This window comes from Limnothrix sp. FACHB-406 (assembly GCF_014698235.1).
In the GTDB taxonomy this organism is placed as follows: Bacteria; Cyanobacteriota; Cyanobacteriia; order CACIAM-69d; family CACIAM-69d; genus CACIAM-69d.
This window is the reverse complement of record NZ_JACJSP010000004.1, coordinates 289,377-308,298: the sequence shown is the minus strand read 5'-3', so window position 1 is coordinate 308,298 and position 18,922 is coordinate 289,377. Positions and strand designations below refer to the sequence as shown.

General features: G+C 55.2%; 21 protein-coding genes. 10 read left to right on the top strand and 11 right to left on the bottom strand.

Features of this window, described 5'->3' with window-relative positions; genetic code table 11:
• Nucleotides 1-59 precede the first annotated feature (59 nt).
• Together H6G53_RS19185 and H6G53_RS06570 are read left to right on the top strand one after the other, a co-directional pair.
• The gene (locus H6G53_RS19185) at nt 60-488 is read left to right on the top strand and encodes a GFA family protein (protein ID WP_099532972.1); all 429 of its coding nucleotides are present in this window, start codon (nt 60-62) and stop codon (nt 486-488) included.
• Between the two features lie 22 nt (nt 489-510).
• Entirely contained in the window at nt 511-1,470 is a 960-nt protein-coding gene (locus H6G53_RS06570; RefSeq protein ID WP_190531566.1) for an RluA family pseudouridine synthase, read from the top strand.
• 50 nt (nt 1,471-1,520) lie between these two features.
• Here the strand turns inward: H6G53_RS06570 and H6G53_RS06565 are convergent, their stop codons facing one another.
• Together H6G53_RS06565 and H6G53_RS06560 are read right to left on the bottom strand one after the other, a co-directional pair.
• Nucleotides 1,521-2,471, bottom strand: coding sequence for an SPFH domain-containing protein (locus tag H6G53_RS06565; protein ID WP_099532974.1), 951 nt, complete (start codon nt 2,469-2,471; stop codon nt 1,521-1,523).
• Nucleotides 2,472-2,745: 274 nt separating this feature from the next.
• Nucleotides 2,746-3,225: a hypothetical protein gene (locus tag H6G53_RS06560; protein ID WP_190531564.1), complete on the bottom strand. Its 480-nt coding sequence runs from the start codon at nt 3,223-3,225 to the stop codon at nt 2,746-2,748.
• Between the two features lie 94 nt (nt 3,226-3,319).
• Here H6G53_RS06560 and H6G53_RS06555 point away from each other — a divergent pair, with 94 nt between their 5' ends.
• Nucleotides 3,320-4,666 (top strand): cell wall metabolism sensor histidine kinase WalK, encoded by a 1,347-nt coding sequence (locus H6G53_RS06555; RefSeq protein ID WP_242026117.1) that lies wholly within the window; start codon nt 3,320-3,322, stop codon nt 4,664-4,666.
• Between the two features lie 92 nt (nt 4,667-4,758).
• On the opposite strand, the gene recR is transcribed toward H6G53_RS06555, so the two are convergent.
• Entirely contained in the window at nt 4,759-5,385 is a 627-nt protein-coding gene (gene recR, locus H6G53_RS06550) for a recombination mediator RecR (RefSeq protein ID WP_190531562.1), read from the bottom strand.
• A gap of 77 nt (nt 5,386-5,462) precedes the next feature.
• On the opposite strand from recR, the gene purN reads away from it, so the two are divergent.
• On the top strand, nt 5,463-6,155 hold the full coding sequence (purN, locus tag H6G53_RS06545) for a phosphoribosylglycinamide formyltransferase (protein ID WP_242026116.1): 693 nt from the start codon (nt 5,463-5,465) through the stop codon (nt 6,153-6,155).
• 242 nt (nt 6,156-6,397) lie between these two features.
• Here purN and rpsJ read toward each other — a convergent pair whose 3' ends face one another.
• The 7 genes from rpsJ to H6G53_RS06510 form a co-directional block, all read right to left on the bottom strand.
• Complete coding sequence (rpsJ, locus tag H6G53_RS06540; protein ID WP_099532978.1) at nt 6,398-6,715, bottom strand: 30S ribosomal protein S10; 318 nt, start codon at nt 6,713-6,715, stop codon at nt 6,398-6,400.
• Between the two features lie 119 nt (nt 6,716-6,834).
• Nucleotides 6,835-8,064, bottom strand: a complete 1,230-nt coding sequence (tuf, locus tag H6G53_RS06535) for an elongation factor Tu (RefSeq protein ID WP_099532979.1) — start codon at nt 8,062-8,064, stop codon at nt 6,835-6,837.
• A 25-nt stretch (nt 8,065-8,089) separates the two neighbouring features.
• Complete coding sequence (fusA, locus tag H6G53_RS06530) at nt 8,090-10,165, bottom strand: elongation factor G (protein ID WP_099532980.1); 2,076 nt, start codon at nt 10,163-10,165, stop codon at nt 8,090-8,092.
• 228 nt (nt 10,166-10,393) lie between these two features.
• A complete protein-coding gene (gene rpsG / locus H6G53_RS06525) occupies nt 10,394-10,864 on the bottom strand; it encodes a 30S ribosomal protein S7 (protein WP_099532981.1) in 471 nt (156 codons plus the stop codon).
• 279 nt (nt 10,865-11,143) lie between these two features.
• Entirely contained in the window at nt 11,144-11,524 is a 381-nt protein-coding gene (gene rpsL, locus H6G53_RS06520; protein ID WP_099532982.1) for a 30S ribosomal protein S12, read from the bottom strand.
• A gap of 232 nt (nt 11,525-11,756) precedes the next feature.
• Nucleotides 11,757-12,098, bottom strand: coding sequence for an iron-sulfur cluster assembly accessory protein (locus H6G53_RS06515; protein ID WP_190531560.1), 342 nt, complete (start codon nt 12,096-12,098; stop codon nt 11,757-11,759).
• Between the two features lie 220 nt (nt 12,099-12,318).
• Nucleotides 12,319-12,741, bottom strand: coding sequence for a phosphomannose isomerase type II C-terminal cupin domain (locus H6G53_RS06510; protein ID WP_099532984.1), 423 nt, complete (start codon nt 12,739-12,741; stop codon nt 12,319-12,321).
• An 812-nt stretch (nt 12,742-13,553) separates the two neighbouring features.
• Between H6G53_RS06510 and atpD the strand changes: the two genes are divergently transcribed.
• From atpD to H6G53_RS06495, 3 genes are all read left to right on the top strand, one after another.
• Complete coding sequence (gene atpD / locus H6G53_RS06505; RefSeq protein WP_099532986.1) at nt 13,554-15,005, top strand: F0F1 ATP synthase subunit beta; 1,452 nt, start codon at nt 13,554-13,556, stop codon at nt 15,003-15,005.
• 107 nt (nt 15,006-15,112) lie between these two features.
• Nucleotides 15,113-15,514 (top strand): ATP synthase F1 subunit epsilon, encoded by a 402-nt coding sequence (gene atpC, locus H6G53_RS06500; RefSeq protein ID WP_099532987.1) that lies wholly within the window; start codon nt 15,113-15,115, stop codon nt 15,512-15,514.
• 344 nt (nt 15,515-15,858) lie between these two features.
• Nucleotides 15,859-16,245, top strand: a complete 387-nt coding sequence (locus H6G53_RS06495) for a hypothetical protein (protein ID WP_099533033.1) — start codon at nt 15,859-15,861, stop codon at nt 16,243-16,245.
• 272 nt (nt 16,246-16,517) lie between these two features.
• Here the strand turns inward: H6G53_RS06495 and H6G53_RS06490 are convergent, their stop codons facing one another.
• Nucleotides 16,518-17,048: a peroxiredoxin gene (locus tag H6G53_RS06490; protein ID WP_099532988.1), complete on the bottom strand. Its 531-nt coding sequence runs from the start codon at nt 17,046-17,048 to the stop codon at nt 16,518-16,520.
• Between the two features lie 295 nt (nt 17,049-17,343).
• On the opposite strand from H6G53_RS06490, the gene H6G53_RS06485 reads away from it, so the two are divergent.
• The 3 genes from H6G53_RS06485 (at nt 17,344) to rpmG (ending at nt 18,841) form a co-directional block, all read left to right on the top strand.
• Nucleotides 17,344-17,766 (top strand): biopolymer transporter ExbD, encoded by a 423-nt coding sequence (locus H6G53_RS06485; RefSeq protein ID WP_190531558.1) that lies wholly within the window; start codon nt 17,344-17,346, stop codon nt 17,764-17,766.
• Nucleotides 17,767-17,941: 175 nt separating this feature from the next.
• Complete coding sequence (locus H6G53_RS06480) at nt 17,942-18,487, top strand: RDD family protein (RefSeq protein ID WP_099532990.1); 546 nt, start codon at nt 17,942-17,944, stop codon at nt 18,485-18,487.
• Between the two features lie 159 nt (nt 18,488-18,646).
• Nucleotides 18,647-18,841 carry a 50S ribosomal protein L33 gene (rpmG, locus tag H6G53_RS06475; protein WP_099532991.1) on the top strand — a complete coding sequence of 65 codons (195 nt, stop codon included), beginning with the start codon at nt 18,647-18,649 and terminating at the stop codon, nt 18,839-18,841.
• The last annotated feature ends 81 nt before the right edge of the window (nt 18,842-18,922 follow it).

Sequence of the window (18,922 nt, the reverse complement as noted above, 5' to 3'; positions counted from 1 at the left end):
TTGTTTAATGCATAGTTGAGCCTCAAAGCGCTATGAGACATAAATGAGGAAAGGCTTTTATGAACGTTCCATTTTCAGGTGGCTGTGCGTGCGGTGTTATACGCTACGAGTGCTCTAGCCAACCAATGGCGATGCTCAATTGCCATTGTCGCGATTGTCAGCAATCTAGCGGAGCGCCATTCGCATCTGGCGTGGTTGTCTCTACAAAGTCCATTAGGGTTACGGGTTCTCCAAGCACGTACTCCGTTCGCGCCTCTAGTGGTGCTCAAACAACTCGCAGCTTTTGTCCAAATTGCGGTAGCCCTTTATTCGCAACCGGCGAAGCAAGGCCCGATTTCACATCCATACGCTTCACGACGCTTGACGATCAAAGTAACTTTTATCCAGCGTTGGACATCTGGACATCGAGCGCAGCTTCGTGGGTTTGCCTGAATGAGGAGCTGCCACATTTTCCGCAGTCGCCACCCCAAAGTAACGACCGTCTTTGAATATCCGAGTTTGTATATCTGAATGGCGGGAGAAACCGGCAAGCTCAATCAGGGCTGGGTCTATCAAGATCGGGTCGATCGCGCAGCGGCGGGCCTCACCCTTTTGGCCTACTACAGCCAAAACTATCGGCACTCCACGGAACAGACTTGGCGCGATCGAATTTTGGCGGGTCAAATTTTGGTTGAAGATGGCCCGGCCAGTCCTCAGCAAATTCTGCGATCGGGACAACGGTTAACCTACCATCGCCCTCCTTGGGTGGAACCAACCGTGCCCCTGGATTTTGCAGTGCTCTATGAAGATGCCGATCTGTTGGTGGTGGCGAAACCCGCTGGCTTGCCCGTGATGCCGGCGGGGGGTTTCTTGGAACACACCCTGTTGCGGCAATTACAAAAACGCTATCCACAATCCAGCCCTGTGCCCATTCACCGACTGGGGCGCGGCACTTCCGGTTTGGTGTTGTTGGCCCGATCGCCCCAGGCTCGATCGCACCTGACCCAACAAATGCGCGATCGACAAATGCATAAGGTCTACTGGGCTTTGGCAATGGGCAACGCTCCCATGAATCGGTTTCGGATTGAGCAGCCGATCGGCAAAATTCCCCACCCCCAATTGGGGCATCTTTACGGGGTCACCCCGGATGGAGCCTTTGCCCGCAGCGATTGCCAAGTGTTGCGGCGGGATCGTGACCAAATGTTGGTTGAAGTCACCATTCTCACGGGCCGTCCTCACCAAATTCGGATTCATTTAGCCGCCGCCGGATTTCCCCTCGTGGGCGACCCACTCTATGGGGCCGGTGGGCAACCGCAACTGACCCCGATCGCGCCGGAGGCCGCAAGGGATCCCGATGCGATCGCCCTGCCCGGCGACTGTGGCTATTGGCTCCATGCCCAAACCCTCGCCTTCCGCCATCCCCAAACCCAAGCCCCGATCGAGGTTTGCTGTCCTGCGCCGTCGCCATTTGGCCAACCCGCCCATAGTTAGCGCCAGGTCTTGAGCACCAAATCTTGAGCACCAGATCTTGAGCACCAGATCTAGGGAGCCTTGGAACCCGCCGCCGAGCCGCCGATTTGAACATTGGGCGTTTGGATGGTTGGGGCTTGCTGACCGTTCCACTTTTCAATGCGAGTTCGTTCCACCCGCAACCGCTCCAACTCCAATAATTGCGGGGTGATGGAACCCGCCCGCAGGCGATTGGACTCCGCCTCCGCCCGGGCCTGCTCGATCGTCACCAACGCTTCTCCCTTGGCCCTCGCCACATTGGAGGCCGCCTCTGCTTCCACTTTGCGGCGATTGGCCTCAGCCGTTTGGGCCGCCTGTTGGGCCGCAAACTGTTCGTTAATGCTTTTTTGAATGTCTGGGGGCAGCCGCAACGGCCCCAAAAGGGACACATCTTGAACGGTGATGAACTGAAAGCGTCGTTGCACACAGGCCCGCACCGTTGCCACTAATCGCTGCTGGCTGGTGGGCACTTGCACAGGAGTCAGGGCTAAGGTTTCTGCCGCTTCCGAAAAACAATTTCTCAATCCATTTCTCAGCTCATTCGCCCGAAATTGATCGGGAGTTTTGCGATAGGTTTCATAAAACTCATGCAGTCTGGTTTTGGTGGTGTTGGGAATTACTTCCGTAGAAAAACCAAACGATAGACCCACATCAGCCGAAACGGGACTACCGGCCACCGAAAACACGATCGACTCATCAACGGGTGAGCCTTCCGTTGTTTCTTTGGTGAAAGGATAGGTATTGACAAATGTTGGAAAAACAACGATTTCTTCTGTGTAACCATTAAACCAAACACGCCCCGAAACCAATTCAGCTTTATCAATTCCTTTGCTGCCACCATAGAGTTGAATTTTGAGGCCGGCATACCCTGGCTCAACGGTGGTGATGCTGGTTCCAGGAATGATGCCACAGGCGTTAAGGGCTGAGGTAAGCAGGGCAAGCAGCGAAGTTTGGATGATGACTCGTTTTGGGAATTTTTTCATGGTTGACGCTCTCACTTTCAATTAAAAATCAGTTAAAAGAATGGCTGAAAAGTGTCTTGAAGCACTTGCCAGCCCGTAGGGTGGGCAGTGCCCACCGAACCGTTGCTTCATGGCATTTGCGATATGGCGTGTCAATTATTTTAGGTAAAGGATTTATTAATCAAGAATTAATCATGAATTCAGTAGGTAATCAATCAAGTTGTTGGTAAAAATCAATCAAAAATTAATTTCAAACAAAGCTTGCATTAAGCCATCTTTTTAGGGCGATCAGTGATTAGGGCGATCGGTGAGTAGGTTTAACGGCTTGGGACTGATCAGCAACATGGGAAATCAGCCGTTGATGATCAGTTTCCCAATCAGGAAAAGGCTGCAACAAATCTAAGGGCGATCGGTTCAAGACACGATAGGTTTCATCCTGATTGAGCAATTGCAATGTTTCGATCGCCTCCTCCACCGATCGTGAAGAAATCGCCAGTAATTGCACCGTTCGCAGCCGCCGATAGACCGGATCGTATTGCGCCAACAGGGTTCGGGCCCGTCGAGCATCCAGCCACCGCCACAGGCCATAACCCAGCGATCCAACCCAGGCGATCGGCACGCCCAACACAATCGCAAACCCCAAGAGGGGCCAATGGGAATTGAGAAAGAACGGCGCGATCGCAAAGAGCAACAAGCCCAGCAAGATTTCTGCCAGGGCAGTGAGTAACCAGCGTTGCCAGGTTTGAAGCGGCCAGCGCCGCCCGCGTCGTTTCATGGTCACCTTGCCCATCGCCTGTGCAATGGCATGTTGAATCGCCGGTTTCGATGATGTGGTGAGAAGTTGGATGATTGCTCGATCGTAGCCAGCGATGCCCACGATTGCCCAGCGTTTGATCGATCGACCTCTCGATCGACCTCTCGATCGACCTTGGGATTTACGTCATCGGGGCCACGAAGCCGATCGACCTTGGCACAATGAAATGAGCTGCCCCTGTTCCCGGGCCGGTAGCCACATCAATCCACCCTCACCCCCCCGATCGCCCTTGAACTCCCTGCTCACCGACCTGACCAAACTTCGCCCCCACTTGCGATCGCGCCTGTTGCTATCCCACCTGCTGGTGGTTTTCCTCAGCATCGGTAGCTTTGCGTTGGTGGGTTGGTTCTCGTCCCCCAAAACCTTTGTTTGGAAGCTGGATGAGCTGGAGGTGCGGGGGTTTCGGTTGCGCTATGCCCGCACCCAACTGGTGAACAGTTTTGGGTTTGTGTTGCAGCAAAGTACCCTTTGGTCAGCGCTGGTTGGGGCCACGGCGGCAGGAGCCTTTAGCTATTGGGCGGCTTTGCGGATTGCGCGGCCCCTGAAGCACATGGAAGAGGTGACTGTGCGGTTTGCCTCGGGGGAACTGGATGCCCGAATTCAAGCCAGTGATATTCCAGAACTAAATCAGTTGGGCAGTAGTTTCAATCGTTTGGCCACGAGCTTAGAGGGCACGGAGCAGCGCCGCCGGGATTTGATCAGCGACCTGACCCATGAACTGCGCACACCGCTGACGGTGGTAAGGGGCTATCTCGAAGAACTGAGTGAAGGGCGCATTGATCCCACGCCGGATTTGTTCGATCGCCTGATTCGCGAAACCAAGCGACTGGAGCGGCTGGTGAGCGACACTCAAGAACTATCACGGGCAGAAACAGGTTATTTACCAATTCATGTGCAGTCGATCGATCTGCGGCCGCTTTTGGAATCGATCATTAACCGCATTGCCGATCAGGTGTTTGATGACGAACCAAAGTTAATTTTGGATTGTCCGGCTGTGCTGCCGCTCGTGGCTGCCGACCCCGATCGGGTGGAACAGGTGTTGCTGAATCTGATGGGCAATGCCTTACGCCACACCACCTGTGGCTCAATTCGCCTTTGGGCCAACCCCAAGGATGAACGCGCCCTTTGGGTCGGGGTCACGGATACGGGGGAAGGCATTTCTGAGGAAGATTTGCCCCATGTGTTTGAGCGATTTTGGCGGGCCGATCGCAGTCGTTGCCGCCATGAGGGTCGCCAATCCACTGGCGCGGGAATTGGTCTATCCATTTCTCGGCGGTTGGTGGAGCTTCAGGGGGGTGAAATGGAGGTGACCAGCGAGCTAGGCAAGGGCAGCACGTTTCAATTCAGCCTCCCGATCGCGATCGGGAGCGAGAAACTTCAGAAAAGCATCGAAACAAATTAGCAGTAGAAGCATCCAGCAAACCTGACTCCCTCTCCCCAGCCCGAGCGATCGCCCAGGTAATCACCCCAGTAATTACCAGTAATGATCAGAAACTATTCCACCTCGCGCCGCCCTTCCAAAGCCCTGGCCAAGGTCACCTCATCGGCATATTCCAACTCACCCCCCACGGGCAACCCAAACGCAATTCTGGTCACCTTGGTAAAGGGCTTGAGCAGTTGGGATAGATACAGGGTGGTAGTTTCCCCTTCAATGCTGGGCCCGATCGCCAAAATTACCTCATGGGTCTTTTCGCGATGCACCCGCTGCACCAGGGGCTGAATCGTCAGGCTTTCGGGGCCAATGCCATCCATGGGGGAAATGACCCCGCCTAAAACGTGGTAGCGCCCACGATATTCACGAGTGCGCTCGATCGCAATCAGATCCCGCGAATCCGCCACCACGCAAATCGTCTGTTGATCGCGGTTCGGGTTGCTGCAAACCTCGCAAACCGGCTCCGCCGAGAGGTGATAGCAAACTTGGCAATGGCCCACCTGTTGCTTGGCATCCAGCAGCGTTTGGGCCAGGGTTTGAATTTCCGCTTCCGGGCGATTCAACAGATACAGCGCCAACCGCTGGGCAGATTTGGGGCCAATGCCCGGTAGCCGTTGCAATTGCTCAATCAATCGAGCCAAAGGACGAGTATAAACAGCACACCTCCTGCGCTGCGCCGCGTAAAGCACCAGTTTGTTTCGCAGTCGCGTATTCTAGCACTTCCCTTTCGGGCAAGCGGAGCCTACAATCGTGCTGATTTTTCGCAATGGCTGGAACTATGACCGAGGCTCCGATCGATCGCGCTTCCGAGCCTAACTTGGTCTCCCCTCAACTGTCCGGTGACCTATTAGCGCTCTATCAAAACCTGCCCCCGATCGCCCTGGGTGTATTGGCCTCAGGAAGTGGCAGCAATTTTGAAACCATCATGGAGGCGATCGCCGATGGCCGCTTACGGGCAGAGGTGAAAGTGCTGGTTTACAACAATCCCGGGGCCAAAGTCGCCGCCCGGGCAGCCCGCTGGGGCGTGACCGCCGTTCTCCTCGACCATCGCCAATACCCCGATCGCAACCAGTTTGACGCTGCCGTTGTCCAAGCGCTCCAGTCCGCTGGAGTGGAATGGGTTGCCATGGCCGGTTGGATGCGGCGGGCCACCGAAACCCTCGTCAACGCCTTTCCCCAGCGGGCCATCAACATTCACCCCAGCCTGTTGCCCAGCTTTCCCGGCATTCGAGCCGTTGAACAGGCCCTCGCCGCCCAAGTCAGAATCACTGGCTGCACGGTGCATTTCGTGGAGCTAGAGGTGGACAGCGGCCCCATCCTGATGCAGGCTGCTGTTCCTGTTTACCCCACCGACAGCGCCGAAACGCTCCATGCCAGAATCCAAACCCAAGAGCATTTGATTTTTCCCCAGGCGATCGCCCTGGCCGTCGCTCAAGCCAATCAAGCCACTCAGCCCTAGTCGCTTCAAGATCAATCCAAGCTCAATCCAAAATCAATCCAAAACGCCCAAGAGTTACATGAACTCTCGGGCGCTGAAGCATTAGCTTGAGTAACAAACTCAATCCCCCACTGGGCAATTCAACCAACGCAGCGTTTAATTACTGGCAACACTGGCAACTTTTTTAATTACTGGCAGTTGCTGGTAATTGCTGATTGAAATTGCTAGGGATAATTGGCGATCAATCGCCCTACTGAAAATCTCTAGAGCTTCACTTCAATATCCACACCAGCCGGCAAATCGAGCTTCATCAAAGCATCGATCGTTTTCGACGACGGTTGATAAATATCAACCACACGGCGGTGAGTGCGCGTTTCAAAATGCTCACGCGAATCCTTATCTACGTGGGGAGAACGCAGCACGCAATAGATCTTGCGCTTCGTCGGCAGCGGAATCGGGCCCACCGCCGTTGCGCTCGTGCGGTTCGCCGTATCCACAATCTTTTCGCAGGAAGCATCCAACAGCTTCCGATCGAAAGCTTGCAAGCGGATCCGGATTTTCTGTTGCTGAATCGTCGCCATACTCAAAGACTCAGGGGGTGTAAAGACTCAAATTTTCAAGGTTCAGGGTTTGACTGAAGACAGCCGTAGGAACGCTGAATTCAGCGTTCCTACAGTGTCTAGCTCAGATGAACCAACAACTACTTAACGATCTTGGCAACCACGCCAGCACCAATCGTCCGGCCGCCTTCGCGAATAGCGAAGCGCATCCCCTGTTCGATTGCCACCGGGCAGATCAACTCAACCGTCATCTTGATCCGGTCACCGGGCATCACCATTTCCACGGTCGAGCCGTCGTCAGCGGTGTAAGCCGTGATTTGACCGGTCACATCCGTAGTCCGCACGTAGAACTGAGGACGATAGCCAGCGAAGAACGGGGTGTGGCGGCCGCCTTCTTCCTTGGTCAACACGTACACTTCAGCCTCGAATTGCGTATGGGGGCTGATCGACTTCGGCTTCGCCAGCACCATGCCGCGCTCGATATCTTCCTTTTGGATACCGCGCAACAGCAAACCAGCGTTGTCCCCAGCCATCCCTTGATCCAGGGACTTCTTGAACATTTCCACGCCGGTCACAGTGGTGCTGCGGGTGTCCTTCAGACCCACGATTTCCACCGTGTCGCCCACCTTGACGATACCGCGCTCGATCCGGCCGGTGGCAACCGTACCACGACCCGTAATCGAGAACACGTCTTCCACCGCCATCAGGAAGTCACGATCCACATCACGCTCAGGAGTGGGCACGTAGGCATCCACTTCATCCATCAGCTTCAGGATCTTGTCAACCCACTCGTTTTCGCCGCGAGCGATCTTGGGGTTAGCGGTCAGGGCTTCCACAGCCTTCACAGCCGAACCAATCACGATCGGGATGTCGTCGCCGGGGAAGTCATAGCTGCTCAGCAGTTCACGGACTTCCAGCTCAACCAGCTCCAGCAGTTCAGCATCATCCACCAAGTCTTCCTTGTTCAGGAAAACCACCAGGTTGGGCACGCCCACCTGACGAGCCAGCAGGATGTGCTCACGGGTTTGGGGCATGGGGCCGTCAGCCGCCGACACCACCAGGATGCCGCCGTCCATTTGAGCAGCACCGGTGATCATGTTCTTCACGTAGTCCGCGTGACCAGGGCAGTCCACGTGGGCGTAGTGACGATCTTCGGTCTCGTATTCCACGTGAGCCGTGTTGATCGTGATCCCACGGGCTTTTTCTTCCGGTGCGGAGTCGATGTCGGCGTAGTTACGAGCCTTGGCCTTCCCTTGAGCCGCCAGCGACATGGTGATTGCAGCGGTCAGGGTCGTTTTGCCGTGGTCAACGTGACCGATCGTCCCGATGTTGACGTGAGGTTTAGTCCGTTCAAACTTTTCGCGTGCCATGAGTCTTGTGCGTTCCTTTTCCTTGCTATGCGTTCCCCTTACTCTTCGCGATGATCGCCTCAGCGACGTTGCGAGGAACTTCGCTGTATTGGCTGAACTCCATCGAGAAGATACCGCGGCCTTGCGTCATCGAGCGAATGTCGGTGGCATAACCAAACATTTCTGCCAGAGGTACTTTAGCAGCAACCTTGGCCGTTCCGCTCTCGGAACCCATCCCTTCGATTTGACCGCGACGGGAGTTAAGGTTCCCCATCACGTCACCGAGAAACTCTTCAGGAGCTTCAACCTCAACCTTCATCAAAGGTTCGAGGAGGACGGGTGCTGCTTTCATGACCGCCTCGCGGACAGCCATGGAGCCAGCAATTTTGAATGCCATTTCCGACGAGTCCACATCGTGGTAAGACCCATCGACCATGGTGACCTTCACATCGATCAGTGGGTAGCCTGCTAGGATACCGGATTCGCAAGCTTCGCGCATCCCCTGTTCCGCAGGGCCGATGTATTCCTTCGGCACCACACCACCGACGATCTTCGAGACGAACTCAAAGCCCGTCCCCGGTTCGCCCGGCTCAATCTCAACCACCACGTGGCCGTATTGACCCTTACCACCGCTCTGGCGGACAAACTTGCCTTCTGCTTTGGCAGCCTTGCCGATGGTTTCGCGATACGCCACCTGAGGCGCACCCACGTTGGCTTCCACGCGGAATTCCCGCATCATCCGGTCTACTAGGATTTCGAGGTGCAGCTCACCCATCCCAGCGATCACGGTTTGATTGGTTTCCGAGTCAATGCTGACGCGGAAGGTCGGATCTTCTTCCGAGAGGGATTGCAGGGCCTTGGATAGTTTTTCCATGTCCTGCTTGGTCTTCGGCTCAACGGCCACCGAGATCACCGGCTCAGGAATGAACAGGGATTCCAGAATGACCGGATCGCTTTCGCTACAAATCGTGTCGCCGGTGATGGTGTCCTTCAGACCCAGGGCTGCGCCGAGGTCGCCAGCACGCATTTCGTCTACTTCGATTCGTTCGTCAGCTTTGAGCACGATCAAGCGCGAAATCCGCTCTTTCTTACCCTTGGTGGCGTTGTAGACGTAGCTACCCTTGGTGATCACGCCGGAGTAGACCCGGATGAAGGTCAAGCGACCGTAGGGGTCAGCCATGATCTTGAAGGCCAGGGCTGCCGGGGGCGCGTTGTCGTCGGCCGGACGGGTCACTTCCGAACCGTCGGGCAGCAGACCCTTAATCGGGGGCACGTCGATCGGGGCGGGCAGGTAGTCCACCACGGCATCGAGCAGCAGTTGAACCCCTTTGTTCTTGAAGGCAGAACCACAGAGCATGGGGACGATCGTGCCGTCGATCGTGCCCTTGCGCAGCGCACCCTTGATTTCCTCTTGGGTCAGCTCTTCGCCTTCAAGATACTTTTCGGTCAAGACATCGTCGGTTTCTGCAACCGCTTCCACCAACTTCAGGCGATATTCATCAGCCAGGTCAACCAGATCTTCAGGAATATCGGTTTCTTGGATGTCGGTGCCCAGATCGTTGGTGTAGAGGTAGGCACGCATCTTCACCAGGTCAACAATGCCGCGCAACTCGGATTCAGCCCCGATCGGGATTTGAATCGGCACAGCATTGGCCTTCAGGCGATCGCGCACCTGACCATAGACCTTGTAGAAGTTCGCACCCGTCCGGTCCATCTTGTTCACGAACACGATCCGGGGCACTTTGTAACGGTCAGCTTGCCGCCACACCGTTTCCGACTGGGGCTGCACGCCACCCACCGAACAGAACACCGCGATCACACCATCGAGCACCCGCATGGAGCGCTCCACCTCGATCGTGAAGTCCACGTGACCAGGCGTATCAATGATGTTGATCTTGTGATCGTTCCAGCTCGTACTGATGGCCGCAGCGGTGATCGTGATCCCACGCTCACGCTCCTGCTCCATCCAGTCCGTGACGGCAGTTCCTTCGTGAACTTCACCGATCTTGTGAACCACGCCCGAGTAATACAGAATCCGCTCGGTCGTCGTTGTTTTGCCCGCATCAATGTGGGCGGCAATTCCAATATTTCGCACTCGTTCGAGCGGAATCGATCTGGCCACTTTAACCTCCTGGGACTCCTATCGCAGATACCATGTTACATCCTTGTTAAGTAATCGAAACAAAGACAGAACGCCGGGGGAACAGATTGGGCTGATCGCTATTTAGAGTGCGATCGAACCCCGCTGCCACCAAAGCGCTTGTCTCAGTTTCCAACTCATGAGGACTGAAGCACTGAGCCACTTGTCAGCCGATGAATCGTCGTGACAAACGCTCGAAACTCTCGAAACCTAGTAGCGATAGTGAGCAAAGGCCTTGTTCGCTTCCGCCATCCGGTGCGTTTCTTCGCGCTTCCGGATTGCGCTACCCGTTTCGTTGGCCGCATCCATCACTTCATTCGCAAAGCGGCTCACCATGCTGCGGCCGCCGCGTTGGCGAGCAAATTGGATCAACCAGCGCAGGGCCAGGGCAATGCCCCGATCGCTCCGCACTTCCATGGGCACTTGGTAAGTCGCACCACCCACCCGGCGGGCTTTCACTTCCACCAGGGGCGTTGCGTTCTTCACGGCCCGCTCGAAAACATCAAGCGGTTCCGAGCCAGTGCGCTCTTGGATCAGCTTGAAGGCATCGTAAACAATCCGGGAAGCAACCGACTTCTTACCGGATTTCATGATCCGGCGAACGGTCATGCTGACCAGGCGGCTGTTGTAAACAGGGTCAGGGGGAACAGGGCGTTTGTTGACAGTTGTGCGACGAGACATATAACAGTAGCCGTTAGGTCACAATCAGAGCGTGAACAAGCAAACTAAAACTTTGGTGTCGCAAAGTCCATGAATATCTGCCACCCAGTCAGCACTCAGTCAGGGGGCTGCATGGGTGCTTGCCGGGAGCCTGAAATGGCTAACCGCGATTTTCTAATTCCTTTGCGTACCAAGCACCCGAGCAGTCACCGGCAACTTCATCATGAGCAATTTCAGTGGTTGAACTGACCATGTTGAAGTTGCGGTTAACAGTGCCGGCCCGGGACTACGGAACCACCATTATTTTTGGGGCTTCGGGCGCTTCGCACCGTACTTGGATCGCCCTTGCTTACGATCTTTAACGCCGGCAGTGTCAAGGGTTCCGCGAATGATGTGGTAGCGCACGCCGGGCAGGTCTTTTACCCGACCACCGCGAATCATGACCACTGAGTGTTCTTGCAGATTGTGCCCAATGCCCGGAATGTAGGCTGTCACTTCAAAGCCGGAGGTTAGGCGAACACGTGCCACCTTACGCAGGGCAGAGTTGGGCTTTTTGGGTGTGGTGGTGTACACGCGCGTGCAAACGCCGCGGCGCTGAGGACAGCTTTTGAGCGCTGGCGATTTGGTTTTGCTCTTAGCTTTGGCGCGCTCAGATCGGATGAGTTGCTGAATCGTGGGCATGGGCTTACTGCACCGGCAGATTCTAGATATTCGATGGGGTCATAAAATGTCACGGTCTATAACTATACGGATGGGCTGTTACCTTTGTCAATGAAGCGTAGCTAGGTTGACAGCTTTCTGGGAATGGCTTCGCTAGGTGGGCGTTTCGCCAGGGTTTGCCGTTTCTTGGCCGTTGCGGTGGTCATGGTTTCGAGACGATCGCCCTCAACCCTTGACCAAACGCATCGATCGGCTACGATTCGCCATGGTCAAAGGAGTGCCCACAACTGCAATTGTTGCGAGCATTGGGATTTTGAAACCGGAAATTACCACCCACCAGATCTTCGGAATAGTCGATCGTCAAGCCCCGCAGGTAGGGCAAATCATGATCGCGCACGATCGCCCGCCAACCATCTCCTTCCAGAGCCTGTTCATCAGGGCCGATCGTCTGGCTCGGTGGGTGGAACTGCAAGACATAGGTTAAGGAGCGACATCCTCCCGATCGCACCTCCAGCCGAAACCAGCCTTGCTCCAGTCCCCATTGTTGAGCAAGACGTTGAACTTCAGCTTGGGCCGCAGCAGACAGAACCAACATGGATAATCAACAGAATTTTTGAGAAATGGTTTAAAAAATGCGGTCAACGAAGTGTGATTTGGCTCGCCAAACGCCAAGAGCCACCCCTGAAACCTTTGCCATAGCAACAGCGTTCACGATCTTAGGCAAACCCAGGCAAACAGACTCAATGCAAAATCAGGGCAAGCCAAATCAAGACCAATCAAGCAAAACAAATCAAAATTAAATCGAAGCAATTACCCTACTTAGCAGCAGGGGTGCGGGCGTAGTCATCCTGAAAACGAACGATATCGTCTTCGCCCAAATACTCCCCATTCTGCACTTCAATCAACACCAGGGGAATAGTGCCGGGGTTCTCCAGCCGGTGGGCAGTGCATTGGGGAACGTAGGTGGATTGATTGGGCGTGAGCATGATTTCGTTATCGCCACAAACCACACGCGCCGTGCCTGAGACAACGATCCAATGCTCGCTGCGATGGTGATGCATCTGCAAGCTCAAGCGATGGCCGGGCCCCACCTCAATGCGCTTGATTTTGTAGCCGCGTCCCTCTTCCAACACCGTAAAAGATCCCCAGGGCCGTGCTTCGGTTTGGTTCGTGCTGAGTCCGTTTTTCGGAGCAACACCGTTCTCGGTCTCGGGAGTTTGAGTTTTTGTTGCAGCCACCGTACTGTCCTCGTTGAGTGTGGGTGTTCAGTTATGGGTCATTTCTGACCGACTGTCCTTGCGCGTTTGCAAATCTTTAGCTCGTGAGCCATTCGGGGAGTCGGCCCTTACTAGGTAAAGTACCCAAGCTCAAATGGTGTTGATCTGGATGATGTTGATTTAGTGCTGATCGCTGGGCGTTGATCACGGAGCCAATCGAAGCCCATCACTGGTCATTGAGTCGATCGCCAGGTTAATCGCCCGTTGATGACCCACTGGAGCTTTCAGGAACCTCCCAGCCGATCGATCCACATCCCAACATTTCGGTTGATGCAGTTCAGCTCCCTTTGCCGCTGAACCCCCTGATCATTCCTCTGTTTCGAGTATAGGCGAGGAATTTTGAGGCGAAAACAGTTTCCCTGCTCAGCACTAACCCCCTCCAAACCAGTCAGCACCCGCTCGATCGCCCCAGATTCATCCCCCAGCAGCATCACCCTGTTGCGCCTCCCAGGAATCGCCAATTCGCAAAACCAGAGCGTCCCGATCGCCCAATTATTTCCCAGTTCCTCGATCCCCAACCTTGGGATTCGATCGCCCCCCAGGGATTCACAGTGACCTGTGGCGCATCGGTGATAATCTGATACTTGGCAAAAATACCGATGAAGGCGCGCTGGCGTACCTTCAGTGCGGTTCGCCCCGTTAACACCGAGTTTGAAAAACCGCTCGCACCCCAATCAGCGATCGCCCGGTGCCTCCCACCACGACAGCGCGATCACTGGATTTGCGAGCAAGCCAACCCAGATCATTGAAGCGATAAACTCACAGGCTCGAGCATGGTCACCACCACTGAAAAAACCAACGTCGGCTACATCACGCAAGTCATCGGCCCCGTGATCGACGTGAAGTTCCCCGGCGGTAAATTGCCCCGCATTTACAACGCCCTCAAAGTCCAGGGAACGAACCGCGCCGGTCAAGAAGTTTCTGTGACCTGCGAAGTGCAACAGTTGCTCGGCGACCAACAAGTCCGTGCTGTGGCAATGAGCAGCACCGATGGTCTCGTGCGCGGCATGGAAGTCCAAGACACCGGTGCACCGATCAGCGTTCCCGTGGGTAAAGCCACGCTCGGCCGCATTTTCAACGTTTTGGGCGAACCCGTTGATAACCAAGGGCCCGTCGAAGCCACTGAATTTTCTCCCATCCACCGGGCAGCCCCCAAGCTGACCGAACTGGAAACCAAGCCCTCCGTGTTCGAAACCGGGATCAAGGTCGTTGACCTGCTGACCCCCTACCGTCGCGGCGGCAAAATCGGTCTGTTCGGCGGCGCTGGCGTGGGCAAGACCGTGATCATGATGGAATTGATCAACAACATTGCCACCCAGCACGGTGGGGTGTCGGTGTTTGCCGGTGTGGGCGAACGAACCCGCGAAGGGAACGACCTCTACAACGAAATGAAGGAGTCGGGCGTAATCAACGAGGAGAACCTGAAGGAGTCCAAGATTGCGCTGGTTTACGGCCAAATGAACGAGCCGCCGGGAGCACGGATGCGTGTTGGTCTGTCGGGTCTGACCATGGCTGAATACTTCCGCGACACCAACAAGCAAGACGTGCTGTTGTTTGTGGACAACATCTTCCGCTTTGTGCAAGCTGGTTCGGAAGTGTCGGCGCTGCTGGGTCGGATGCCCTCCGCCGTGGGTTACCAGCCCACCCTGGGTACGGATGTGGGTGACCTGCAAGAGCGGATTACCTCGACCACCGAAGGCTCGATCACCTCGATTCAAGCTGTCTACGTGCCCGCAGATGACTTGACCGACCCCGCTCCGGCAACCACCTTTGCTCACTTGGACGGTACTACCGTATTGTCCCGGGGCTTGGCCGCTAAGGGAATCTACCCGGCTGTGGATCCGTTGGGTTCGACCTCGACGATGCTGCAACCGGCGATTGTGGGTCGCGATCACTACGACACGGCTCGGGCAGTGCAAGCTACCCTGCAACGCTACAAGGAACTGCAAGACATCATCGCCATTTTGGGTCTGGATGAATTGTCTGAAGAAGACCGCTTGACGGTGGCCCGCGCCCGGAAGCTGGAGCGTTTCCTGTCGCAGCCGTTCTTTGTGGCGGAAGTGTTTACCGGCTCGCCTGGTAAGTACGTGACCCTGGAAGACACGATCAAGGGCTTCAAGCTGATCCTGTCGGGTGAGCTGGATAAGTATCCTGAGCAAGCCTTCTATATGGTTGGCGACATCGATGAAGCGATCGCCAAGGGCGAAAAGCTGCTGAATAGCTAGTTTTTAAATCGCGTTGCGGAATGCGGGGGCTGGGCTAACCGGTCTCCGCTGCCGCTGGTGTTGTTTGTTCACGGTGTTGCAATTCCGCTCGATCGAGCCAAGAGGTTATGAGCTTAACAGTTCGTGTTATTTCCCCAGACAAGACCGTTTGGGATAACCAGGCAGAGGAAGTGATCCTGCCGAGTACCACAGGACAGTTAGGCATCCTACCCGGCCACGCGCCGCTGCTGACGGCGTTGGGCACGGGAGTGATGCGTGTTCGGGTCAGCAAGGATTGGTTGCCGATCGCCCTGATGGGTGGCTTTGCTGAAATCGAAGATAACGAAGTGACGGTGCTGGTGAATGGAGCCGAACGGGGTGACTCGATCGACCGTTCCGCCGCCCAAGCAGAATATACCGACGCAGAAGCTCGGGTAGCTGCCGCTAACAGTCCTCAAGAGAAAATTAAGGCAACCCAAGCCCTCAAACGCGCCCGTGCTCGGGTGCAGGCGGCTGGTGGCACGGTTTAGACCGCCAACCAATTTTCATAGTTTCTCGATCTCAATATCTATTTGTTGATGATCTTGATTATTCAGATCAACGATTGGATTGACTCATCCAAGGCGGGTTAGGGCTAAACCTATCCCGCTTTTCTTTATCCTGTTCCGACCTCGCTCCTATCCATCTCGCTTTTAATGAGAAGAGGCAACTTTGCTCACCGGTCGCGGGGATCCGTCGGTCTTCGCGTCAGGGTTTTGGTAATCTCCTCCGAACGATCAAAATCATGCAAATTTCAGGTTTATTGCGGGCGATCGGGCAGCAACTGAGCAAACGGCTGGGACAATGCGGGGCGATCGGCCTGTTGGGCTTGTTGATGTGGCTGATGGTTCCCACTGGTGCGGCCCAAGCCCTCACCAATATCAAGCTGTCGGATTTGAACTATCGGGAATGTCCGGCTGAAGTGGCCGCTGGGGCCGTCACCTCTGGTGGCGCAACGCTGCCGGCCAAATGCTTCATCGTCTATGGCAAGGCAAACAACACCACGGGAAAAACGGTGTTTGATGCGGATATCTTTGGGCGAATCTATGACGCGACGGATAATTCCATTATGGAAAATCGCACTCGTTTGGGCGCGATCGAGCAAATTCCGCCCGGCGTGAGCGAATTTGAGTTTCGGATTTCTGTGCCCGTCAGCCAACCGGAGCCACTCCAGCTCAAGCAATTTAAGGCAGCAGGGTTCACCGCTCGCGTGCGTCGTTAATGGGTCGCCAAGATGGCTACCCACCCTTGGGATGAGTTCTGGAATTAACCCAAAGATGCCTATCCAATTGCCATAACCATCCCGAGCTAACAGAAAAAACGACAGCAAAAACAGCAGCAAGAACGACAGCAAAAAGAGGGGCCCGTCTTTTAACTTGCCCCTCCTCGATGACATGGGTTAATTGAGCTAAGCCGCTCGATCGACCAAGCCGATTAAATCGATCCAGTTAATCCAATCAGTCGAATCGATCAATTGAGTCGATCGAGCAGTTTTTATGACTGCACCGACTTCAAGTAAGCCAGCATCGTATCAGCATCAGAAACTTCAAAAGGATCGCTGGGAGCATTGTCTCCATAGCCAGGTTCAATGAACATCTTTTCGATCGCGCCGTCATTGACCACCATGGAATAGCGCCAGGAACGCATCCCAAAACCCAGATTGGACTTGTCTACCAACATGCCCATCTTGCGAGTAAATTCCCCATTGCCATCGGGCAGCAAGAAGACATTCTGGGCGTTTTGTTGTTTGCCCCATTGAAACATCACAAAGGCATCATTCACCGACAAACAAACCACCGCATCCACGCCTAGGCTCTTAATTTCTTCATAGAGTTCTTCGTAGCGCGGCAGATGGCTGGTGGAACAGGTGGGCGTGAAAGCACCCGGCAGCGAAAACAACACAACGCGCTTGCCACCGAAGAGGTCTTGGGTGCTGAGATCTTGCCAACGGAAGGGGTTAGGGCCCGGCACGGACTCATCGCGGACGCGGGTTTTGAACACAACATCGGGGACACGATCGAGCATGGTGGTGACTTCCTTATGGGTGAGATGGAATCTTGCCTAAACTCATAATGATTATGACTTACAAGAAATGATTTGACAAGGGAAGAATTTGACAAGCGATCGCCCTTGGTCGGCGATCGATGCGCCTACAACCGAATCTAAGGAGGGGGAGTCGCTAAAATCAACGCAGTGCAATCATTAATTTCAACTGATTTAACCGTTGCAAGCGTGGGCGCTGCCAGCATGGGCACTGCCAGCATGGGCGAACAGATCGGGACTAAATTTCGTTGCAGTTATTGAAATTGGGGCACAGATGATGAATTTTCTAGATTCGGATGATGATCCGCCCCTCCAAATTAACGTCACGCCCATGGTGGACGTGATTTTTGCAATTCTGGCGTTTTTTGTGGTGGCTACGGCTTTCTTGACCCGATCGCGGGGTTTGCCGGTGAACTTGCCCAGCGCCGCCACAGGCCAAGCCCAAACCCAGTCAATGCCAGTGGTGACGGTGGATGCGGCGGGAAATTTGGCAGTCGATCGACAGCCGATCCCGATCGAACAATTACCCACCCTGGTGCAGGCAAAGTTGGGGCCTCGCACCCCAGAGCAGCCCTTGCGCACCGTGGCCATTGAGGCCGATCGAGCCGTGAGCCACGGGCGAGTGGTGGAAGTGATGGATCGGTTGCGCCAAATCCCCAACCTGCAATTGGCGATCGCGACGCGATCGAGCGACCCCTAACCCCAAGAGCCTGAGCCTTGGGATTCCGAGCCATGACAATCCCAGCTATGGCATTTCGAGCCATGGCATTAATGGCATTATTTGGGGAGAATCGCAGCAGACCACTGCGCTGATTCTGATGCGTTGATTCTGAATTAGATCTCCCCCTCCTCCTCATTGTTTAGGCTCACCTGCCATGCGCGATCGCCTTGAACCTGCTCCTTACCTTCCCCGTGTGCCCCTGTGGCGGCGTGGTGTGGCCACGGCGATCGATGCGGTCATTGCGGGACTGTTCAGCAGCCTGTTGGGAGCCGGGTTTGAACTGCCGGTTTTTGTGATCCTGTGGCTCCTGGTGCGGGTGGTGATGGTAGCCAATAATCGCGGCCAAAGCATTGGGCGATTGGCCATGGATATCAAACTGGTGAACCCCCGCACCCGCCGCCTGCCAACGATGGTGGAGCTGACCCAACGGGAGGGCATCGTGGGCATTGAAGCTTGGCTGGCCTTGCAGGGATTGTCCCTGTTGTCACAGGTGAACCCGGTGGCGCTGCTTTGTTTGGCTCCGGCAATTGTCGATGGCATTGTGACGGCTACGGATGAAAGCCGCCAACAACAGTCCTTTCACGATCGCCTGATTGGGTCGATTGTGGTGCAAACTTCTCGGGGGTTTTCCCTAGATTTGAAGGTGCAACGGTGGTATCGTCTCCTGCGCGATCGAACTGAGCGTTTTATGCGAAGATAGAGTGCTGCAAAACTGCCCGAATCCGTTTGCGGACAAAATCAGCAGTTCTGCTCGATCGGCGATCGCCCCCCGCCTGTTTTGCCCAGTGCCAATGCGGCGGCGCACGATCGTCCAATCGCAAACCCTTTGCACCGATCGAACCATTAGGAGTTTCCCACCGTGGCTAAAGGTAAAGACGTACGGCTCGTGATCACCCTGGAGTGCACCGAGTGCCGCACCAACACCGACAAGCGCTCGCCCGGCGTGTCGCGCTACACCACCCAAAAGAACCGCCGCAACACCACCGCGCGTTTGGAACTGAAAAAGTTCTGCCCCCACTGCAACAAGCACACAGTGCACCGCGAAATTAAGTAATTTTTCGCCCATAACCCAGTCCTTGCCCGGAGCGCTCGATCGCCCCGGTCGCGGATTGTGCAGTCTCGTTATACGAACTCG